This is a genomic window from Gilvimarinus chinensis DSM 19667 (assembly GCF_000377745.1).
Taxonomy (GTDB): Bacteria; Pseudomonadota; Gammaproteobacteria; order Pseudomonadales; family Cellvibrionaceae; genus Gilvimarinus; species Gilvimarinus chinensis.
The window spans coordinates 246,345-267,148 of the sequence record NZ_KB898708.1 but is presented as its reverse complement, the minus strand read 5'-3'; the positions used below and the strand labels follow the sequence as shown (position 1 = coordinate 267,148).

General features: G+C 52.1%; 14 protein-coding genes and 1 pseudogene. 13 read left to right on the top strand and 2 right to left on the bottom strand.

All coding sequences use genetic code 11. The features are described from left to right. The first annotated feature begins 243 nt into the window (after nt 1-243). From glgC to D568_RS0110635, 4 genes are read left to right on the top strand one after another with little or no spacing between them, the layout of a single operon-like run. Entirely contained in the window at nt 244-1,497 is a 1,254-nt protein-coding gene (gene glgC, locus D568_RS0110650; protein ID WP_020209590.1) for a glucose-1-phosphate adenylyltransferase, read from the top strand. An 11-nt stretch (nt 1,498-1,508) separates the two neighbouring features. Continuing rightward, on the top strand, nt 1,509-3,242 hold the full coding sequence (locus D568_RS0110645; RefSeq protein ID WP_020209589.1) for a glycoside hydrolase family 57 protein: 1,734 nt from the start codon (nt 1,509-1,511) through the stop codon (nt 3,240-3,242). Next, entirely contained in the window at nt 3,239-4,798 is a 1,560-nt protein-coding gene (gene malQ / locus D568_RS0110640) for a 4-alpha-glucanotransferase (protein WP_020209588.1), read from the top strand. The genes D568_RS0110645 and malQ overlap by 4 nt, the downstream gene beginning before the upstream one ends. Before the next feature lie 3 nt (nt 4,799-4,801). Next, complete coding sequence (locus D568_RS0110635; RefSeq protein WP_020209587.1) at nt 4,802-5,152, top strand: PilZ domain-containing protein; 351 nt, start codon at nt 4,802-4,804, stop codon at nt 5,150-5,152. Nucleotides 5,153-5,199: 47 nt separating this feature from the next. Here the strand turns inward: D568_RS0110635 and D568_RS0110630 are convergent, their stop codons facing one another. Next, nucleotides 5,200-7,257 carry a TonB-dependent receptor gene (locus tag D568_RS0110630; protein WP_020209586.1) on the bottom strand — a complete coding sequence of 686 codons (2,058 nt, stop codon included), beginning with the start codon at nt 7,255-7,257 and terminating at the stop codon, nt 5,200-5,202. A 256-nt stretch (nt 7,258-7,513) separates the two neighbouring features. Between D568_RS0110630 and D568_RS0110625 the strand changes: the two genes are divergently transcribed. From D568_RS0110625 to D568_RS0110590, 8 genes and pseudogenes are all read left to right on the top strand, one after another. Further along, on the top strand, nt 7,514-7,927 hold the full coding sequence (locus D568_RS0110625) for a BlaI/MecI/CopY family transcriptional regulator (protein WP_020209585.1): 414 nt from the start codon (nt 7,514-7,516) through the stop codon (nt 7,925-7,927). Beyond that, entirely contained in the window at nt 7,924-8,835 is a 912-nt protein-coding gene (locus D568_RS0110620; protein WP_020209584.1) for a M56 family metallopeptidase, read from the top strand. Before D568_RS0110625 ends, D568_RS0110620 begins: the two co-directional genes overlap by 4 nt. 113 nt (nt 8,836-8,948) lie before the next feature. Continuing rightward, nucleotides 8,949-11,795: pseudogene (gene uvrA, locus D568_RS22280) on the top strand (excinuclease ABC subunit UvrA); the annotation flags it as partial. 33 nt (nt 11,796-11,828) lie between these two features. Continuing rightward, on the top strand, nt 11,829-14,564 hold the full coding sequence (gene uvrA, locus D568_RS22275) for an excinuclease ABC subunit UvrA (RefSeq protein WP_425401966.1): 2,736 nt from the start codon (nt 11,829-11,831) through the stop codon (nt 14,562-14,564). A gap of 327 nt (nt 14,565-14,891) precedes the next feature. Continuing rightward, entirely contained in the window at nt 14,892-15,515 is a 624-nt protein-coding gene (locus D568_RS0110605; protein WP_020209581.1) for a hypothetical protein, read from the top strand. 68 nt (nt 15,516-15,583) lie between these two features. Then, entirely contained in the window at nt 15,584-15,925 is a 342-nt protein-coding gene (locus tag D568_RS0110600; RefSeq protein ID WP_020209580.1) for a DUF6122 family protein, read from the top strand. A 286-nt stretch (nt 15,926-16,211) separates the two neighbouring features. Continuing rightward, a complete protein-coding gene (locus tag D568_RS0110595) occupies nt 16,212-18,299 on the top strand; it encodes a TonB-dependent siderophore receptor (protein ID WP_020209579.1) in 2,088 nt (695 codons plus the stop codon). Nucleotides 18,300-18,313: 14 nt separating this feature from the next. Next, on the top strand, nt 18,314-19,486 hold the full coding sequence (locus D568_RS0110590; protein ID WP_020209578.1) for a PepSY-associated TM helix domain-containing protein: 1,173 nt from the start codon (nt 18,314-18,316) through the stop codon (nt 19,484-19,486). A gap of 6 nt (nt 19,487-19,492) precedes the next feature. On the opposite strand, the gene trxC is transcribed toward D568_RS0110590, so the two are convergent. After that, on the bottom strand, nt 19,493-19,930 hold the full coding sequence (gene trxC, locus D568_RS0110585) for a thioredoxin TrxC (RefSeq protein ID WP_020209577.1): 438 nt from the start codon (nt 19,928-19,930) through the stop codon (nt 19,493-19,495). 145 nt (nt 19,931-20,075) lie between these two features. Between trxC and D568_RS0110580 the strand changes: the two genes are divergently transcribed. Then, nucleotides 20,076-20,792, top strand: a complete 717-nt coding sequence (locus tag D568_RS0110580; RefSeq protein ID WP_020209576.1) for a GntR family transcriptional regulator — start codon at nt 20,076-20,078, stop codon at nt 20,790-20,792. Nucleotides 20,793-20,804: the final 12 nt, after the last annotated feature.

The window sequence follows — 20,804 nt, the reverse complement described above, 5'->3', positions numbered from 1 at the left end:
TTGCTGTTAAATGATTTCGTAACAATGGCTCGTTGGTTTGTTTTTCGTGTGAATTGGCAATCAGGAAAGGTAAACCACAAGGCTGTGATCAAAAAATATTGTTGCGCCCTTAGGTGTGGATATAGCTTCGGCTAAAGGTAGTACTACACTGAAACAACCTTGTGCTTCACGTGGCTGCAGGTTGTACTCAGCGCTGGGGATTTATGCGTTAACTACCGTTCTATTGAGAAGGAGCTTTACCCTATGACCAACCACAAATCGGGACGTTTTGTCAGTCGCTTGACGCGCGAGACATTGGCATTGGTACTGGCAGGCGGGCAGGGAACCCGGTTAAAAGATTTAACCCGTTGGCGCGCCAAACCCGCCGTTCATTTTGGCGGCAAATTTCGAATCATCGATTTTCCTCTTTCCAATTGTGTGAATTCCGGCATTCGCCGTATCAGCGTGCTTACCCAGTACAAGTCTCATTCTCTCAATCGACATATTCAACGGGGCTGGGGGTTTTTAGGGGGCGAGCTGGGCGAATTTGTGGAGTTAATTCCCGCCCAGCAACGTTTGGGTGACTCCTGGTATGCGGGTACCGCCGATGCGGTGCTGCAAAATCTAGACATCATTCGCCGCCACGAACCCAGCTACGTTCTGATTCTTGCCGGTGACCATGTGTACAAAATGGATTACGGCACCATGATCGGCGCCCACGTTGAAAGCGGAGCCGACATTACCGTGGGCTGCATTGAGGTGCCCTGTGCCGAGGCCAGCGCGTTTGGGGTAATGGCGGTGGACGAGGATTACCAGATCGTTAAATTTAAAGAAAAGCCCGCTCACCCCGAGTCAATTCCGGGCAAGCCCGGAATCGCATTGGCGTCTATGGGTATTTACGTGTTCTCGACGGACGTGCTGTTCAACGAACTGGAAAACGACAGCAGTGTCGAAGGCTCCAGCCATGACTTCGGTAAAGATATTATTCCTTCGTTGTTAAACAAACGAAAAGTGCAGGCCTTTCCGTTTAAAGACCCGGTCTCGGGCGGTGAGGCTTATTGGCGCGATGTCGGTACGGTCGATGCCCTTTGGCAGTCTAACCTTGAGCTGACCGGCATCACCCCCGAACTGGATTTATACGATGCTGAGTGGCCCATCTGGACGTACCAAGAGCATGTGCCACCGGCCAAGTTTATTTTTGACGACAGCGGCCGACGCGGTATGGCAGTCGACTCAATGGTGGCCGGTGGCTGTATTGTCTCGGGCGCTACCGTGCGGCATTCGCTGTTGTTTCCACGGGTACGGGTGAACTCCTACAGTGAAATCACCGACTCCGTGCTTTTTCCCAGCGTTGAAATCGGCCGCAACTGTAAAATCAAAAAGGCCTTGATTGACCGCTCCTGCGTCATCCCGCCAGACACGGTTATCGGTTTTGATGAAGCGGCGGACCGCGAAAGGTTTTATGTGTCGCCAGGCGGTGTTGTGCTGGTGACCCCCGATATGCTCAACCAAGAGTAGAGGTTAATATCATGAGCACTGGCACAAAAATACCCGTTGTTTTTTTGTGGCACATGCACCAGCCGGACTATCGCGACTGTGTGTCCGGTCAGTATTATTTTCCCTGGACTTACCTGCACGCCATAAAAGACTACGTGGATATGGCGGCACACCTGGAGGCACACCCAGAGTGCAAAGCGGTATTTAACTTTGTGCCCATTCTTATTGAGCAGCTGGACGATTACGCCAGTCAGTTAAACGCCAACCTTGAACAGGGCGCAGCGATTAAAGACCCATTGCTGGCCCTGTTAAGCGAAGCCGAAAGGCCGAGCCCAGGCAGCCCCGAGTTTTTAGACTTGCTGGAAAAGTGTACCCGGGCGAACCGTGACAGAATCATCGATCGCTTTTCGCCTTTTCGCCAGTTAGTCCACATGCTGGATGCCTGGCGGCAAGACGATGATTTACCCTGTTATTTCAATCAACAGTTTTTAACCGACTTGGCCATGTGGTACCACTTGGGCTGGCTGGCAGAAACCGTGCGCCGTAAAGATTTACGCATTAGCGAACTGCAAGAGCAGGGCACAGGTTTTACCGCCGAGCACCGGCGCACGCTGTTAACGGTGATTGCGGAATTAATGACGGACCTGCTTCCTCGTTACCGACGTTTGGCCGAAAGTGGCCAGGCAGAAATTATTACCAGCCCCTACGCCCACCCCATTATTCCGCTGCTGCAAGACTTTAAAACCACCCGCGAGGCGATGCCCGATGCCCAGCTGCCGGCCGCGTCCTGCTACCCGGGTGGGCAGGCCCGTGCCCAGTGGCATTTACAAAAAGGGTTGGATGTTTTTGAAGCTCACTTTGGTTTTAAACCTAAAGGTTGTTGGGCCTCTGAGGGCGCGTTAAGCGACACCACCTTGGACGCGTTAGCCCAGGCCGGGTTTAACTGGACCGCCACCGGTGATTCGGTTATGCATCACAGCTTAAAACAGCAGCAAAACCACGCCGCCGCCTCTGACATTGAACAAAACCCGGACAAACGCCACCGCGAATTTACGGTGGCTGATAAAAAAGTCGGTGTGTTTTTTCGCGACGATGGCCTCTCGGATAAAATTGGTTTTGAATACGCCAACTGGCATGCCGACGATGCGGTAGGGGATTTTTTACATCACCTTGAAAATATTGCCGACAGCGCCAGCGATCCATCAAGCTGTGTGATCTCAATTATTATGGATGGAGAGAATGCCTGGGAGTACTTTCCAGAAAACGCCTATTACTTTCTGGATACCCTGTACGCCCGGCTTGCCGATCACCCACGCCTTTACACCACAACGTACAGCGACTGGTTAACCGCAAACCCCGCGCCGGTTAGTCTTGCAGGGTTGTGCGCAGGCAGTTGGGTATACGGTACTTTTTCTACGTGGATTGCCCACGTGGAAAAAAACAAAGCCTGGGATATTCTCTGCCAGGCAAAAACCGAATACGACGCGGTGGTTCAAGCGGGCACCTTGGATGAAAAAACCTTAGCGCTTGCTACGGCGCAACTTGCGCTGTGCGAGGGCAGCGATTGGTTCTGGTGGTTTGGTGATTACAACCCGTCCGACAGCGTTCGCGATTTTGACTATTTATTCCGCCAGCATATTGCCAGCCTGTACGAGTTGATTGGTAAAAAAGCCCCCGCGAAAGTGTTTCAGCCTATCAGTAAAGGCTCGGGCACACCCGCCAACGGCGGCGTAATGCGGCAAGGACATACGGACGGCCATTCGTGAAACCCGCCGATATTTTTAACCGCCGCACCGCCGGTTGTTTGCTGCATCCTACCTCGCTGCCCGCCACGCTGCAGGGTGGCTGCCGCTTGCCGTGCGGTAACCTTGGGCACCACGCGCATCACTTTATACATTTCTTACGCGATTCTGGTTTAAGTGTGTGGCAAATGCTGCCCACCGGCCCCACCCACGATGATCGCTCCCCTTATCAATCCTGGTCAGCCCATGCGGGTAACCCCGAGTTAGTTTGCCTGCAAACCTTAATCGACTGGGGCTGGATCAGTCAGGCGGTATTACAGCCGCAACTGGCCGAAAGTCGTGCGCTAACCTTCGAGCAGTTGGCGGAGCTTCGCGTGCTCGCCTGTGAAGCGTTTTACGCCTTTATCAAAACCCAAGACGGCGAAGCGCTGGAGCAAAACTTTAAGCGGTTTGTGGCCGAGCAACACCATTGGCTGGATGACTTTTCACTGTTTCTGGCTCTGCGCAAAGCGCACGGGGGTGCCTCTTGGTTGCAGTGGCGTGAACCTTTGCGGTTGCGCGATGCCAAGGCGCTGGCCGAGGCAAAAGCGCACTACCAGCGGGATATCGAACAAGCGCACTTTGAACAATTTGCGTTTTATTCCCAATGGCAGGCGCTGAAACAAACCGCAGTAGAGAAAAAAGTGCAGCTGTTTGGCGATATCCCTATTTTTGTCGCACTGGACAGCGCCGATGTGTGGGCCCACCCCGAACAATTTAAATTGGATGACAATGGCCAGCCGCTGACCGTCGCCGGGGTGCCGCCAGATTATTTTTCCGAAACCGGTCAACATTGGGGTAACCCCCATTACAACTGGTCGGTAATGCAGGCAGATAACTTTAGTTGGTGGCGCGAGCGCATTGCGGGCCAGCTGGCGCAGTTTGATTTAATTCGCATCGATCATTTTCGCGGCCTTGAGGCCTACTGGGAAATACCGGCCAGCGCGCAAGATGCCCGTGGCGGCAAATGGGTAGAGGCGCCGGGCAAGGCGCTGCTTGAAAGTTTGTTTGATCACTTTCACACACTGCCGATTGTGGCTGAAAACCTGGGGCTAATTACCGATAAGGTTGAATCGCTGCGCAAAGCGTTTGCCTTACCGGGTATGCTGGTACTGCAGTTTGGGTTTGACGGTAACGCCGAAAACATTAATGCGCCGCATCATTTTGAACCGGTAAACATCGTTTATACCGGCACTCACGATAACGACACCACAAAAGGCTGGTTAGAAAACCTCAGCGCTGCCGAGTGCGACGCGCTGGCCGATTACCTGGGTACCACAAAAGTCACGAGCTGGGGCTTAATCAAAACCGCGCTGTCCTCGGTGGCCCGTATGGCCATTATTCCGTTGCAAGACTTTTTACAGCTGGACAACCGCGCCCGCATGAACACACCGGGCACCACAGACAATAACTGGCATTGGCGTTTTGACTGGTCAGATTTGCCTGAAGATTTAGCCGCACGAATTCACCACGAAGTGTCTATTTATGACCGGCTAGGGCGGGACTTGCCGTTTTCCGACGCCGTTACACCCGAGGATTAACCTATGGAACACCGCGCAAGCCCCCGCACCAACACCGACTTGCTGGCCGAGTTAATTACCCCTGGTAAGAATCGCTCGGCCGGACGTTTAAAAAACATCAGCTTGTTGGGTGTTTTTATCGCCACGCCGCCCGACGATTTTCGCCTTTATCAATCGCTGCAGGTGGTGGTAAGGCTTAGTAATGCCACTTACACCTTGAAAGGCAATATTGTGCGTAAGCAAATGAATGGCATTGCCCTTGAGCTGGACGCTAACTCCGCGTCCTACCATCAATCTTCCGGCTTACTGCGGGCCATAAAGCAATTTAACAGCGTGGCTGATCAGCAAGTGGGCGATAAGCTAGTCAATCAATAGTGTATTAACCGCAGCCAAAAAAGCCGGGCAGGGCCCGGCTTTTTTACTTAAAAATTCATGTCTAACGACACGCGAACTGTACGCGGCTCAAGCGGATGGTAGTGAATATCTTCTACTGGCACAGTTTCAGTTGCTAACTGCGATTCGTAAAAGTAATCAATGTCGTGATCGTGACTGTTGAGCGCATTTAAAACATCCATGCTGAGTGTAAAGCGCTCAAAGTGATAACCCGCCTTAAGATTAATCACGGTAGAGGTATCCGACTCCACCTCGCCGGTTTCAACCAGTGGCCTGGGCCCAAAATAGCGCAATCGGGCACTGGCAAAAGCGCCACCGGTAAAGTCCGCGCTGATGCCTAATTGCAATACGTCTTTAACCGCGCCGGGAATGTCGCGCCCGGGTTGCTCGCGGGTAAATTGCGCGTTTGTATAGGCGTATTCGGCGTCCAGTGTCCAGCGTTCATTAAGACGGTAGTAGGCGGTCAGCTCAATACCGGTGCGCTCGGTTTCATCGCTGGGCTCAGTATTACCTGCATCGCCTACGAACAGTAACTCACTATCGAGCTTTAAATACCAAAGGGCGGCGGACACATTTACCTGTTTGTTAAAGTGGCCACGTACACCCCATTCACTGCCCAGCGAACGAACAAGCGGGTCTACACTGTCAACCGCGCTGCCGTCATTCGGATCTATACGAATGGTTGTGCCTCGCGCATCGTTAGAGTGGTATCCGGTTCCTGCTGACAAGTAGGTTTCCCAGTGCTCGCTTAGGGAGTAAATCGCGCTGGCTTTTAACGAGCTTATGCCGTCCGAAGCCTTGCCGCTGTTGTTGCTTAAATCGATGCCCGCGGTATTCAGACCTACTTTGTCGCTTACCTCAAACTCAAAATAATCGTAACGTGCTCCCAGCACGGTTTTAAACGACTTGTTCCAGGCAATGGTGTTATCCCAGTAAAGTGCGACACTGGCTTCGTCTACCGCATCGGCGCGTACGACACCATCACGCGAACGGTTGCGAGTGGTGTACAGGCCTACCTCGGCAATATTGTCCCAACGGGTCTGTACGCCAAAGTGATTCTCGATTTCTTTATCGTCCCAGTTGCCGTTCAAGGTGTAGCGAGCCTGGCCGCCGAACAGGCGACGATCATCCACCTGCTCAAATTGGTCACCCTGTTCAGGATCGTCGAGAAAGTAGGTGAAGTTAGACCATAAGTTCATGCGGTAATCGATAGCATAGGCTTCAAACAGCCACTGTTCATTTTCAAACCCCAGGTTCACACTGAAGCGAGAAGACTCACCGCCGGTGCTGGTGTCAATTGAACCCAGCTCATCAATCATGCCTTGCTGTACCGCTCGCGTGGGAATTTGATCGGCGCTGTTCCAGCTGTTGTGGTAAGCCATCAGGCCCCAGCGAAACTTACCATTGGCCAAGGCGTGGCTGGCTTTCAGTTGTGCGTTAAATTTTTCTAAATCTTCATCAACGTCTGTCCAGGGCCCTTGATAGCCGGTGTACTCCAATGCCCATAGAACATCATGAGCGCCGCTATGCACGCTGTCTGTGGCTAACAGGCGCTGGTATTGGTTTTCACCGCCCGTGATTCGCAAAAGGCCCTGATTGCGGGTATCCACACTCTTTATAGTTGCTGCGCCTGCGCCACTGAAATCACCAACCTCGGCGTAGTAGGGGCCTTTTTGATAATGCAGCGTGCCCACGGTTTCTGGAATAATAAAATTAAGATCGGTGTAACCCTGGCCATGGCCATGGGTGCGCATATTAACCGGCATGCCGTCGTAAGAGGTGGCAAAGTCGGTGCCATGGTCCAGATTAAAACCGCGTAGAAAATACTGGCTCGCTTTGCCTGTACCACTGTGCTGGGTCACCACCATGCCCGGTACCAGCTCAAGAATTTCTCCAACCCGTAACATGGCTCGCACTTCCATATCGGCTTGCGATACCACCCCCTGAGAGGCCGACACACTGCGGCCCAATAAATTACTGTGTTGACCGGATACGTTAATTTCTTCTACAACCGGATGGGCAAAAGCCCACGGGGCTGCAACCCATATACCTAACATACTTGCCTTGGCAGGCCAGTAGCGATTCATAGCTCATCCTTTTTTGTTGGCATTGTCGCGGTACGGCGCAACCTGTAATCTGGATTCAGGCATTCACACACTGCGCAGCATCGCGTTCATACGAGCGCGCTATTTTAAGTAGCGCCAGAAAAGCGCGCTTTAAAAGCCCTGCGCGAATTGCCACAGGCTTGTCAAAAAGCTATATAATTCATGGGGTTATTGGTCGTATTTAATCCTGTCTTAATGGCCCACTAAAACCGCTTTGCAATCGGTTTTAAGAGTTTTGATGAAAAATCGTTCACAAAGTAATGCCTTACCCCAGCTTGGCGAGTTAGAACTGTCGGTTCTGCGCTTGCTTTGGGATGCCCCTGTGCAGGAGGCAAAAACCATTTGGCAAAGGTTGCCCGAGGGCGAGCGTTTAAGCCTGAATACGGTGCAGTCCACGCTGGAACGCTTACACCGCAAACAATGGCTGACCCGTGAGAAAAGGGGTCGGGCTTACTTTTATCAGCCAGCGCTAGAGCGCGGTGAATTTTTGGGGAAGTTGTTGGGCGGGGTGATTACCAAGGTTCACACTGGGCAGTTATCTCCCATTCTCAGCGGATTTGTAGACTTCGCCGATACTATCAGTGAAGACTCGTTAACCGAGCTGGAACAGCTGATTGCGGCAAAACGAAAAAAGCGGCAGGAAGAATCATGAGCGCGCTTTTTGCTCCCCTTAGTCAGTGGCTGATGTTGTGGGTATTTACCCTGCTGCTATTACGCGCAGTCTATCCGCTGGTGCGGCGCTACCTTATGAGCTTGCATCCCGCTGACAGTGCCGTCGTACAATTAACGTTATACAGTGTGCCGGCTGTACTCAGTGCCGCTTTGGTATGGGCTGTAAATGGCGGGGCGGGCGGATTACTGCTGTCGCATTGCCACGGTACTATCTGTGACCCTCATCGGCCGGATATTCAGTACCCATTGGCGCTGCTGCTTTTAGGTGCGCTACTGTTGACGGGCTTGTTGGCAAGGGTGTTTTGGGTATGGCAGGGCAGTCGGCGTTATGCGTCGCAGCTGCTGCAATTGGCCAAACGCCGTGGTGAGTGGTGGGTGCTGCCCACGACGACACCCACGGTATTCACCCTGGGGTTCTGGCGGTGCAAACTGGTGGCAAGCCAGGGGTTACTGACGGCACTACCAAGCGCGGCGCTCGAGATCATCGCCGACCACGAGCGTGCCCATCGCCAGCGTGGCGATAACCTGCGCACGCTCATCGCAAGGGTGGCACTTTTGCCACTGCTGCCGCTTTGCCGTCCGTTGCTTGAGGATTTAGACCTCAACCACGAAAAAGCCTGTGACCTGGCCGCCTGCCATAACGCCGAGCCAACTCAGGTGGCGCAAACCATTATTGATGTGGCGCGTCTGCAACAAAAGGTTCAGGCTCCCAACAATGCCAGCTTTTTTGCCCATAGCCACACCCAGGCCCGGGTGAAAGCCTTGCTCTCATCGGTGCCTGCTAGGGGTAGGCGCATCGCACCCATCACTGCCGTTTGCCTGACTTCTCTGGCTGTTTTTAGCCTAAGCCTGGATCCGTTGCACCACTTGCTGGAATGGCTTTGGTAACAAGCTGTCGCTGAACCATAACTTCCGAGTGGTCGTAGTGCTGTTGTAAGCCTTGGCCACTACCGGCCACTCCTGTATATTTAGCCAGTCATTTTAGTCGTGAGAGTCCAGCCATGAGTTTCGACGCCATCAAAGTGCGCGGCGCGCGCCAAAACAACCTTAAAAACCTCGACCTGGATATCCCGCTGGGAGAAATGGTGGTGGTTACCGGGGTGAGCGGCTCGGGGAAGTCTACCCTCGCGTTTGACACCATCTACGCCGAGGGCCAGCGCCGCTATGTCGAGACCTTTTCGGCTTATGCGCGCCAGTTTCTTGACCGTATGGACAAGCCCGCGGTCGACAGCATTGACGGTATCCCGCCCGCCATCGCCATTGAGCAGAGCAACACCGTGCGCACATCTCGCTCTACCGTCGGTACCATGACTGAGCTGAACGACTATTTAAAGTTACTGTTTGCCCGGCTGGCCGATTTGTACTGTGCAGGCTGCGGTAAAAAGGTTGTCACCGACAGCCCACAGAGCATTGTCGAAAACTTGTACAAAAATTGGCCCGCCGAGCAACGCCTGATGGTGTGTTTGCCCATTACGGTGCCCGAAAATCTCAGTGACGATGACGTGCTACAGCTGTTGAATCAGCAGGGCTACGCCCGTGTTCATCAGCGTGAGGGCAGCCGGGTAGAGGTCGTGCAGGATCGTTTGCGCCTGACAGCCGAAAACCGCGGCCGGTTAACCGAAGCCCTGGAAGCCGCGCTGCACTACGGTAAAGGCCATGTGTTGGTATACCCGCTAAACGACGAACGCGAAGCGGGCGACCCCGCCAGGTTTTCCAGCCATCACCATTGCCCAAGTTGCGATATCAGCTACGGCAAACCCACACCCAGCCACTTTTCGTTTAACTCACCTATTGGTGCCTGCGACACCTGCCGGGGTTTTGGCCGGGTGATTGGGGTGGACTGGGGGCTTGTCATACCCGATGAAAGTAAAAGTCTGAAAGAGGGTGCCATTAAACCGATTCAAACCCCAAGCTACGCCGAGGTACAGCGCGACTTAATTAAGTTTGCCAAAAAACGCGGTATTGCCATCACCACGCCCTGGCGCGACTTATCCAGCGCTGACCGCCAATGGGTGCTGGAAGGCGAGGGCAGTTGGGACAAAGGCGTTTGGTACGGCGTGCGCGAATTTTTCGACTGGCTGGAATCCAAAGCCTACAAAATGCACATTCGCGTGCTGTTGTCTAAGTATCGCGCCTACACGCCTTGTAAAGCTTGCGGCGGGGCACGCCTAAAACCCGAGTCTTTATGGTGGCGCATCGGCAATAAGGCGCAAGCCGAACACGCGCTGGCCGGTCGCAGTCGCTTTAAGCCTGTGGGGACGACCCTTGCCGACAGCACCTTTAACCAGCTACCCGGCTTGAATATTGCGGATACACTGCGCCTGCCACTGACCAACGCGCTGGAATTCTTTAACCAGATTGCCGCGCACAGTGAACAAAAAAAATCGGCTCACGCGCAAGAAGAAAGTGCGTCGGCCATCGACGAGGCCACCGAATTACTGCTTAACGAGATTCGCTCGCGGCTGGGGTATTTGTGTGAAGTGGGGCTTGAATACCTAACACTGGATCGACAGTCGCGCACATTAAGCGGCGGTGAGGTACAGCGCATTAATTTAACCACCGCCCTGGGCACCTCGCTGGTCAACACCTTGTTTGTGCTGGATGAACCCAGTACGGGATTACACCCACGGGATATTGATCGGTTGGTTAATGTGTTACACCGCCTGCGCGATGCGGGTAACTCATTACTGGTGGTCGAGCACGATCCGCAAGTCATTCTGGCGGCTGACCGCATTATCGATATCGGCCCAAAGCCCGGTCGCGATGGCGGCAACATCGAATTTTTTGGCACACCCAAAGCGCTATTGAAAAACAAAACCAACACCACCGCGCGCTATTTAAACGGCAGTGAGCGTATTGAAGTCGCCACAACCACCCTCGGTGCGCACGGCGAAGGCGTTAGTGAAATTGCCGCCGAGTATTTACCGGCCTTGCAGCAACGTCAGGGTAAGCACATTTGCATTAGTGGCGCGCGGGAAAACAACCTTAAAAATACGACGGTGAACATTCCACTGGGACAACTGGTGTGTTTAACCGGCGTCAGTGGCTCGGGTAAATCCACCTTAATGCGACAGATTTTGCACCCGGCCTTGTTAAAGCACTTTGGCGAGCAAACCGAAGCGCCCGGCGATTTCGACTCCATTACAGGCCTTGAGTCTATCGATCAGGCGGTGATGGTGGATCAAAGCCCCATTGGCAAAACCACACGCTCCACCCCAGCCACCTATGTAGGTGCCTACGACGCGATTCGTAAATGCTTTGTCGCCACACCACAAGCCAAAGAGCGCAACTACAAACCGGGAATATTCAGTTTTAACTCTGGCAATGGCCGCTGCCCAACGTGTCAGGGCAACGGCTTTGAACACGTCGAAATGCAGTTTTTAAGCGACGTGTATTTGCGCTGCCCCGATTGCGATGGCAAACGCTTTCGCGACGAAATTTTAGAAATTAAATTGCTAAAAGATCAGCGTGCGGTATCCATTGCCGATGTCCTGGCCATGACCGTCAGCGAAGCGTTAGGCTTTTTCTCTGACCGGCCCGAAGTACTGAAAAGCCTGCAACCCTTGGCAGACGTCGGTTTGGAATACGTGCAGCTGGGGCAGGCGGTACCTACGCTAAGTGGTGGCGAAGCCCAGCGCCTGAAGCTGGCTGGGCATTTGGCCAACAGCAAAGGCAAAAACAGTGAACACATTCTGTTTATGTTTGATGAGCCCACCACCGGTTTGCACTTTGCCGATATTGCCACTTTAATGAAAGCTTTTCGCCAGCTGCAGGCTGCAGGTCATTCGTTGCTGGTTATCGAGCATAACCTGGATGTCATTCGCGCAGCCGACTGGGTTATCGACATTGGCCCCGAAGGTGGCGATGCCGGTGGCGAGTTAATGGCCGAGGGAACACCCGAACAGCTTATTGAAAAGGGCAAAGGCTACACCGCAAACGCTCTCGCCGATTACGTAAAAACCCTGACAAGCGGTGCCGATTTATCCGTGGCCAAGCGAAGCGCACGCGGCAAAAAACCAGCGAACGTTATCAGTGTTCACCACGCCCGCGAGCACAATTTAAAAAATATCGACGTCACTATTCCTCGCGATACCTTAACGGTTATTTCCGGCGTCAGTGGCAGTGGTAAAAGCACCCTGGCTTTTGATTTGATTTTTGGCGAAGGTCAACGCCGTTATTTGGAATCTTTAAACGCCTACGCGCGGCAGTTTGTGCAACCCGCAGCACGCCCGGATGTAGACGCTATTTACGGCATTCCCCCGGCCGTTGCCATTGAGCAGCGCACGAGCCGTGGCGGCCGTAAAAGCACTGTAGCGACCCTGACGGAAATTTATCACTACCTGCGCTTAATGTTCGTAAAACTAGGCGTTCAACATTGCCCTAGCTGTGACGTGCCCATACAGCCGCAAACGCTGGAGGCCATAGTCGCGCGCGTACAAAAAGATTACCGCGAACAAAGCATTACTTTGTTGGCCCCCATGGTGGTGGCCCGTAAAGGTATTTATCGTGAATTGGCACAATGGGCAGCAGAGAAAGGGTTTGCCCAACTGCGGGTAGACGGTCAATACCAACCCACCAGCGACTGGCCCACGCTGGATCGCTACAAAGAGCACGATATAGAACTACCGTTCGCCACTTTAACCGTAACCCCAAAAAATCACGAAGCATTAACTCAGGCACTGCAACAAACCCTAAGCCTGGGTAACGGCGTGGTTATGGTAGCCGCCGCGAGCAAGAGAAAAACCAAAGAGCGGTTGTTCTCTACCCAGCGTGCGTGCCCAAGCTGCGGTTGTGGCTTTCCTGAGTTAGATCCGCGCTTGTTTTCGTACAACTCAAAACATGGCTGGTGCAATGGGTGTTTTGGTACCGGAGTTAAACTCAAAGGCTTTGATGAAGAACAAACTGGCGAGGAGAACACCTGGCAAGCCGAAGAAGAGGGCACAGAACAAACCTGTCCAAAGTGTGACGGCCAGCGTTTAAACCCCACCGCATTGGCTGTGCGTTTTCGCGATCGCTCCATCGCCCAATTGGCAGCTTTACCCGTGGACGATGCCGAGCAGTGGTTTGGCAAACTGAAACTCAAAAGCGCCGAACAAGCCATTGCCCGCGACCTGTTAAGCGAAATGCAAAACCGTCTGCATTTTTTGCAGAAAGTTGGGCTGAACTACTTAACTCTTGATCGCGCCGCACCAACCCTAAGCGGTGGCGAAGCGCAGCGCATTCGCCTGGCGGCACAACTGGGTTCAAGCTTACAGGGTGTTTGCTATGTATTAGACGAACCCACCATTGGCCTGCACACACGGGATAACCGTAAGCTCTTGCAAACCCTGCGCGAATTACAACAACAGGGCAATACCGTATTGGTGGTAGAGCACGACGAAGACACCATGCGCGAAGCCGATCATATTATCGACATCGGCCCCCGTGCCGGGGTTAATGGCGGCACAGTGGTGGGCGAGGGTAGCGTGGCAAAGCTGATGAAAAACAAGCAGTCGCTTACCGGGCAAATGCTGGCCAACCCATTGCGTCACCCCATGCCAGAGCTGCGTAATCCTAAAATGCGCAGTTTGTGGGACAAAGAATCTCTCACTATTGAAGGCGCCAACCAAAACAACCTACGCGATGTCAGTGTGTCTGTGCCCTTGCATCAATTGGTGGCCATCACCGGTGTGAGCGGCAGTGGTAAAAGTACCCTGGTGCGGGGCGTGCTTTACCCCAATGTTAAAAACGCCATTGCCAATAAGCGCAAAAAAAACCAGCAATGGCAGGGGGCCGATAACCTTACGGGCTGGCAGGGTATCGACCGCATCCTGGAAGTGGATCAAACGCCCATCGGCAAAACCCCGCGTTCCTGCCCGGCTACCTATATTGGTATTTGGGACGCTATCCGCAAACTGTTTGCCGGTACTGTGGATGCACGCCTGCGCGGTTACACACCGGCTCGTTTTTCGTTTAACGCCGGGGACGGCCGCTGCGAGGCTTGCGGCGGGCAGGGCATGCAGAAAATCGAAATGAATTTTTTGCCCGATGTACGCGTGCCTTGCGATGTATGCCACGGCTGGCGCTTTAACGACGAAACCTTAAGCGTAGGCTACAAAGGCAAACACATCGGTGAAGTGCTGGCCATGAACATCGACGAAGCCGCCGAGTTCTTCAAACCCATCAGTAAAGTGCATCACGCTCTGTGCCTGCTGCAAGACGTGGGCTTAGGGTATTTAACCCTGGGCCAGCAAAGTCCCACCTTAAGCGGTGGCGAAGCCCAGCGCATTAAGCTCGTGGCCGAACTCGCCAAAGCCAAAATGACCCCCGAAGACGCCAAAGGCCGGGTTAATCAGCACAACCTGTACGTGCTGGACGAGCCCACCGTGGGGCTGCACATGGCCGACGTGGATAAACTGCTGCACGTATTGCACCGACTGGTAGACGCCGGTAATTCGGTTTTGGTGATCGAACACAACTTGGATGTAGTAGCCGAGGCAGATTGGATCATCGATATGGGGCCAGAAGGTGGCTCCGGGGGGGGTAAAGTTGTGGCACAGGGCGCCCCGGAAACCATCATTAAACGCAAGCGATCACTGACGGGGCAGTTTTTAAAAGAGGCTCTGACAGAATTGTAAACAACCCCTAAAAAGTGTAGTTTAGCTGGCTTGATCCTTTCGGGGCTGAATCACTCAGCCCCGAAAGGATCAAGCGCTCAGCGGTTACAGAGGCACCAAAAAAATAATGAACAAAGGGACTTACCGACGAAAACCTACCAGCAGCTTCTTCAAAATTTTTGCTCTTTGGGTAACACATTTTTCTTACGTCTTGTGCTACCACCCAAGATTACACTTTTTCCAAAAAGTATCAGCCGATGGGCAGTAAGAGGCTTGGTATAGGCGTTGGCGGCATAACAAAAAGCGCCGCGTAAAGGCGAAGTATTAAAACCATAAAAGGATGTAGTTATGCCGTACATAAAGTGTTTGATTTTAATTATTGTTGCGCACCTGCTAACTGGATGTATAACAAAACTATCCTATAGTGACGAGCCTGGCCGACCCATAGACAATCAATATTTAGGCGAATGGGGTGGGGACAATGGCGGATCAAATGGCGATTATTACCTGGACATAAGCAGAGTCAGCGATACCGTCTACGGCATTAAGTTTCAGCTTGATTCGTTGTTTGTTGAATCTTCGGTGACGATTACGATTGAAGGCAAGGCAAATGTTTATCGTTATAAAAATGTTAACTTCTTTCAGCTGACAGTAGAGGATACTGGTTTTATTGACAGCGACGAGTTCTACAAAGAAAACAGAAAAGAATACCCAGAAGAAATTGCCTTCCGAGAGGCCTTTGAGGGAAGCAACCTATTTTTTACCCTCGACACTAAAGACGGTAACGCGCTGTCCCTTCGGCTTCTGATAAACAGCGATAGTGAAGACTTAGACGAAAAATTCAAATACCTCTCAGAAACTGAGGCGAGACAGGCGCTAAAAGATCACATTCATCAAATTATTGACAATGAAAGTGCAAAATCACGCCCGCCTATTGAGCTAATGAGAAAGCCATCGTCCGAAACTTCGTGAATAAATAAGCCCTAGTATCAAGTTTGAATCGCGACAGTTCGACCTTATTGAGGTTTTAAGATACACCTATGGAAGTTAACACTGAGCTATTTAGACATGCAGTTCATTATTCCTTTCATTTTATCATTCCGGTGATCTTCGCGAGGTTGTTCTGGAAGGATCATTGGCCTAAAGCCGCCTTGATTATGCTGGCAACAATGGTGATTGATATCGACCATCTGCTGGCGGATCCTATTTTTGACCCTAATCGCTGCAGTATCGGGTTTCATCCGCTGCATACGCTATGGGCGGGTGGGGTGTATTGTTGCTTGTTAGCTATCCCTTCCTGGAAATGGCGAGCCATAGGTGTGGGATGCCTTTGGCACTTGGCAACGGACTTTACAGATTGCTGGATGGCCGGGTTGGGTTAAAACAATGAGCGCAGAAGCTTACGGCCTGGATATAAAAAGCCGGTTTACAGCGGCCTCAAAGTTGGTATAGGAAGAAACGTGGTCGATCATAAAAGCTTCAGGCCTTACAGACATTCAGGTGTCTAACGTGTATAACCGAGCCTTCAAACTGCGAACCGGTTTCCAATGTAAAACAAAGAATGTGACGACCATCAAATTCATCTGTGCGACATATTGCCACACCCAAATAAATCTAAATTCAGCCTGTTAGTGTTTGTGCCTTTGCAAAACAACGGGCTTACGGGTTATGGGGAATCACACTAAAAAAGCTTTGACAGCCGCTTTGTTTGCGCTAAGCACGACATGCTTTGCCAGCGAATCGACTTTACAAAAAACCAGCATTATTGAAGAGCTTTATGTGGTCGGTGAAGGCGAGGGCGCCTATCGAGCGGCAGATACATCCTCTTTTACTCTCAATGGTTTACCCCTGTCCGATACACCCATGTCGGTGCAATCGATACCTGTGGCCATTTTGAATGAACAAGCGGCCGACAGCCTGCAGGAAGCACTGCGAAACGTAAGTGGTGTGCAACCGGCCTTTACCATGGGTGGCGCCTATGAACGCTTTACGGTTCGCGGTTTTGCAAATAACGTGGCCAGCTATCGCAATGGTGTATTGCAGCCCATGTATCGTTTTTTTCGTGCTAATACCGAAAGCGTACAAGTACTAAAAGGCCCGGCGGCACTCGAACTGGGTATGAGTGATCCGGGAGGGGCAATTAATGTAATTACCCGTGCCCCTGCCGCCGAACCCGACATGCAATTAAGCCAAAGTGTCGGCTCTTTGGATGAAGTTTCATCCGTTCTGAACGCGACTGGCGCTTTGGGTAATAGCGGCATTGCAGCACGGCTGGATGCGTCCTGGCGCAGCTATGGTGGTTTTCGCGACGTTACAGACAGCACCGAATACCTGATTGCGCCGTCTTTCACGGTTGGTTTTTCCGAGCGAACCTCGTTAAGAGTCAATCTTGAAGTATCCAACGCTGAATATATTTACGACCAGGGTTTACACGCCTGGGGTGATGGCTTGATCGATCTGCCTCGTGAAACCAGCTATGCCCAAGGTGACGCCTATCAAAACTTTGATAGTAGCACTGCCGAGCTGGTGCTGGACCACGTCTTTAATAACGATTGGCGTATGCAGCTGGGGTTTTCCAGCTCTAGCTCCGAGACTTACTTTCGCTCCATCTATGCCACTGGCAATCCCAGCCCCGGCAACACCATTGTGCGCCGCTCTGCCTGGTTTGGCCCAGAGGCCGCTGACTATCAAAGTATGTGGGCAAGCGTTAATGGCCAGTTTACTACCGGCGCGGTACGCCATAACCTGACCTTTGGGGTGCAGGATTTTTCATACGATTTTGACGCTAAAGCGTCCATTACTTTTATTGAAGAAATCGACATACTTACCTACCAGGCAGGTGATTCGTACATCAATGTGGCTGAATTTGACAGCTTCCCCCAAGACGATGCCATTACCCAGCAAAACGATCGCACCACTGGTTTTTACCTGCAGGATCAAATGTACCTCACGGATCAACTGATTGTGCTTGCAGGGCTTAGGTATGATTCGGCCAGCCGCGAATTACATACGTCTTATTTTTCGCCGGTGGAACACTACCAGCGCGATGACGATAAAACCACTGGTCGTCTAGGTGTGATGTATAAGTTCGACAACGGCTTTTCACCGTACGTGAGTTACTCCACCTCTTTTGGTCCTGGTTTTAACTACTTGCCCAGCGCTCTTTACGATCCAGAGACCGCAAGTCAACTGGAGGTCGGGTTTAAAAGCGATTGGGTGAACGACAAAGTCTCGGTAACGGCAAGCCTGTTTGAATTAAGCAAAGAAAACATACCCACCGCAGACCCCGAAATCCCCAATCGCACTGTGGCCATTGGCGAAGCACAAAGCCATGGGCTTGAATTGGATATTGTTGGCGAGTTAAGTCCCGCATGGTCTCTACTGGCGAATCTGGCACTTACTGAGACTGAGATTACCCGAGATTACAAAGGTGCTGAGGGCAACAAGCTGCCTAACGCCCCTGATACTCAGGCGGGATTATGGCTTCGTTATAGCAGCCACCGCTTAGCACTAGGCGGTGGCCCGGTATACGTATCCGAGCGGTTCGGCACAACGGATAACAGTTACCAGGACGACAGCTATACGCGCTGGGATGCGTTTGTCAGTTACGGTTTTAATATGGGCGGTACCCCGGTAGAAACGCGGTTGACCCTAAACAATATTACCAATGAGCGTTACTACACCTTACGTTCACGTTGGTCTAATATGCCCAGCGAGCCATTCAACGCTGTGGCTTCTATTAACGTCGACTTTTAAGGCCTGCTGCGTTAATGAGCCACTACCTGCGTTTACTGCACCGCTATGTCGGTCTCGCCATCGCGCTGTTTTTGGTTATTGCAGCGCTGACAGGTAGCCTGCTGGCATTTATGCCAGAACTTGAACGCGCCAGCGCCCCCCATTTGTACGCGCCTAAAAACACCAAACCGCAGCTGAACATAGCCGAGTATGCTCATGCTGCTGTGCAGCTTGATGACCGGCTTGCGGTTAAAGGTGTGTCATTGGCCGAACGGGATAGGGTGATTGTGACGGTGGTCAGCAAAAGCGATACTTACCTACCGAACTTTACCGAAGTGATTCTGCATCCGGCGGATGGCCGTGTTCTGGGGACTCGGACCCCCGGTGTATTGGCCGAAGGTTGGCACAACCTGATGCCGTTTATTTACGAATTGCATTACACTTTGCTATTGGGTGACGCCGGCTGGTGGTTCTTGGGTATTGTTGCGCTTGTATGGACCATTGACTGCTTTACCGGTTTGATCATCACCTTTCCCCGCAGAGCAAAAAAAAGAAGCGTTTCGAAGGACTATTTTAAAACCTGGACAAAGGCCTGGAAAATCAAAACCGGCCGCTCGGCCGCGCGCTTTAATTTTGATTTACACCGGGCGCTCAGCTTATGGCTTTGGCTTGCGCTGTTAATTTTTGCCTGGAGTTCGGTGTACATGAATTTGTGGAACAGCGTGTATTTGCACACAACCCGCAGTGTGATGGAATTTCACCCGCCCTGGTTCCACCTGGCCGACCGCGAACCCGGCCCGAGGCTTGCACCGCTTGGCTGGCAGCAAGCAGAACAACACGCCAACGCAGCCATAGAAACACTTGCGCAACAACATTCACTGACTTTACAAGGTGCTAATGCACTGGATTACATACGAGGTTACAACGCCTACCGCTACCGGGTGCAATCCGATCGGGATTTAAGCCGCTTCCAGGTGCGTACCGAGGTATATATCGACGCGAGTACAGGTGCCCCTATTTTCAGTTACCTTCCCACAGGAGAATACGCAGGCAATACTGTCAGTACCTGGCTGCACACAATTCACAGAGCCAGTTTATGGGGTATGCCGTTTAAAATTTTTGTCGCTTTACTTGGTCTGTTAATTACGGTGGTGAGTGTAAGTGGCGTCCTTATTTGGTGCAAAAAAAGAAGCACACCCATTTCGTAAAGCTGATCAATCCATCAGAATACCATGCAACCACTGCAGAAATTGCGGGTAGGGCAGTGCGCCCGCCTGCTGAGCCACAACCTGACCACCGCGAAACACCATAAGCGTTGGAATGCTGCGAATCGAAAACTGCGCCGCTGTTTTTTGTGCTTGCTCGGTATTTACTTTCACGAACCGGGCAATGGGCTCAAGCTCACTGGCGGCTCGCGCGTAACCGGGGGCAAAGCTCTGGCAGGGGCCACACCATGGTGCCCAAAAATCCACCACCACCGGTAATTGTTCGTATTCCATCCAGCGTGCGAACTGGTTGTCATCAGCGGCTAACGGCTGGCCACTGAATACCTTCCCCCCGCACTTACCGCATTTGGGAATATCGCCCAAACGGCTTTCATCGATACGATTGGCAGTTAAACAACCGGCACATAGGGTGTGTACGCTGGCCATGGTGTGATCCTAAAACATTGACGGACTTGGATTATATCAGCTCGGTCGGCAGGCTTCAGTTGCTGACAAATCAAACCGCTATGCTTTAGAATAAACCGTATGAGAAGAATAAAGGTAACTCTCACAACCTGAAGGATTTGCGCTTTTGAGCAAACAGCCCCTGAAATTTTTAGACAAAGCTGCGGCTTACGGCAAGCAGCTGGATTACTCACGCCCGGCCAGTGGTCAGATATACGGCTTCATACGCGATGCGATTGTCAGTATGGAGCTTGAACCTGGGCAATTGATTTCAGAAACGGCTTTGGCGACCAAGTTTGGCGTAAGCCGCACCCCGGTGCGTGAAGCGTTAATTAAACTCTCCAATTTGGCGTTTGTTGAGGTATTACCACAGCGGGGCACTTATGTTTCTCGTCTGAGCATGGAAAAGATTCTCGAAGCGCGTTTTATTCGAGAGGCGCTAGAGGTATCGGTGGTAAGCCATTTGGCAGAAAATATTGATGCTCAGAGCATACGTGCGGCTGAAGCCGTTATTGCCGAGCAACAAATCGCCGCAGACGCTGACAATGCGCTTTTGTTTCGAGAGCTTGATGATAAGTTTCACCAGCTCTTGGCCAGTTACACCGGGTATACCCGCGTAGCGTCAATGATTGAAGAGGAAAAGGCGCACATGGACAGGGTGCGTACATTGAGCTTACACATTAGCGGCCAATATAAGCGTGTTATCAGTCAGCATAAAGCGATTCTCAAGGCTTTGAAATCAGGCTCTGTCGGCGACTCAGTAAGCGCCATGAGCCTACACCTGCGTGGCGTGTATAAAGTGCTGGAAACCCTGCCTAAAGAACACCCGGAATACTTTCAATAAAACCCCAAGCAT

Bases quoted from the DNA above. Each gene is read 5' to 3' on its own strand.
- D568_RS0110625 (WP_020209585.1), top strand. From the start codon at position 7,514: ATGAAAAATCGTTCACAAAGTAATGCCTTACCCCAGCTTGGCGAGTTA.
- uvrA (WP_425401966.1), top strand. From the start codon at position 11,829: ATGGCCGAGGGAACACCCGAACAGCTTATTGAAAAGGGCAAAGGCTAC.
- D568_RS0110645 (WP_020209589.1), top strand. From the start codon at position 1,509: ATGAGCACTGGCACAAAAATACCCGTTGTTTTTTTGTGGCACATGCAC.
- D568_RS0110630 (WP_020209586.1), bottom strand. From the start codon at position 7,257: ATGAATCGCTACTGGCCTGCCAAGGCAAGTATGTTAGGTATATGGGTT.
- glgC (WP_020209590.1), top strand. From the start codon at position 244: ATGACCAACCACAAATCGGGACGTTTTGTCAGTCGCTTGACGCGCGAG.
- D568_RS0110605 (WP_020209581.1), top strand. From the start codon at position 14,892: ATGCCGTACATAAAGTGTTTGATTTTAATTATTGTTGCGCACCTGCTA.
- trxC (WP_020209577.1), bottom strand. From the start codon at position 19,930: ATGGCCAGCGTACACACCCTATGTGCCGGTTGTTTAACTGCCAATCGT.
- D568_RS0110590 (WP_020209578.1), top strand. From the start codon at position 18,314: ATGAGCCACTACCTGCGTTTACTGCACCGCTATGTCGGTCTCGCCATC.
- D568_RS0110595 (WP_020209579.1), top strand. From the start codon at position 16,212: ATGGGGAATCACACTAAAAAAGCTTTGACAGCCGCTTTGTTTGCGCTA.
- D568_RS0110620 (WP_020209584.1), top strand. From the start codon at position 7,924: ATGAGCGCGCTTTTTGCTCCCCTTAGTCAGTGGCTGATGTTGTGGGTA.
- D568_RS0110635 (WP_020209587.1), top strand. From the start codon at position 4,802: ATGGAACACCGCGCAAGCCCCCGCACCAACACCGACTTGCTGGCCGAG.
- D568_RS0110600 (WP_020209580.1), top strand. From the start codon at position 15,584: ATGGAAGTTAACACTGAGCTATTTAGACATGCAGTTCATTATTCCTTT.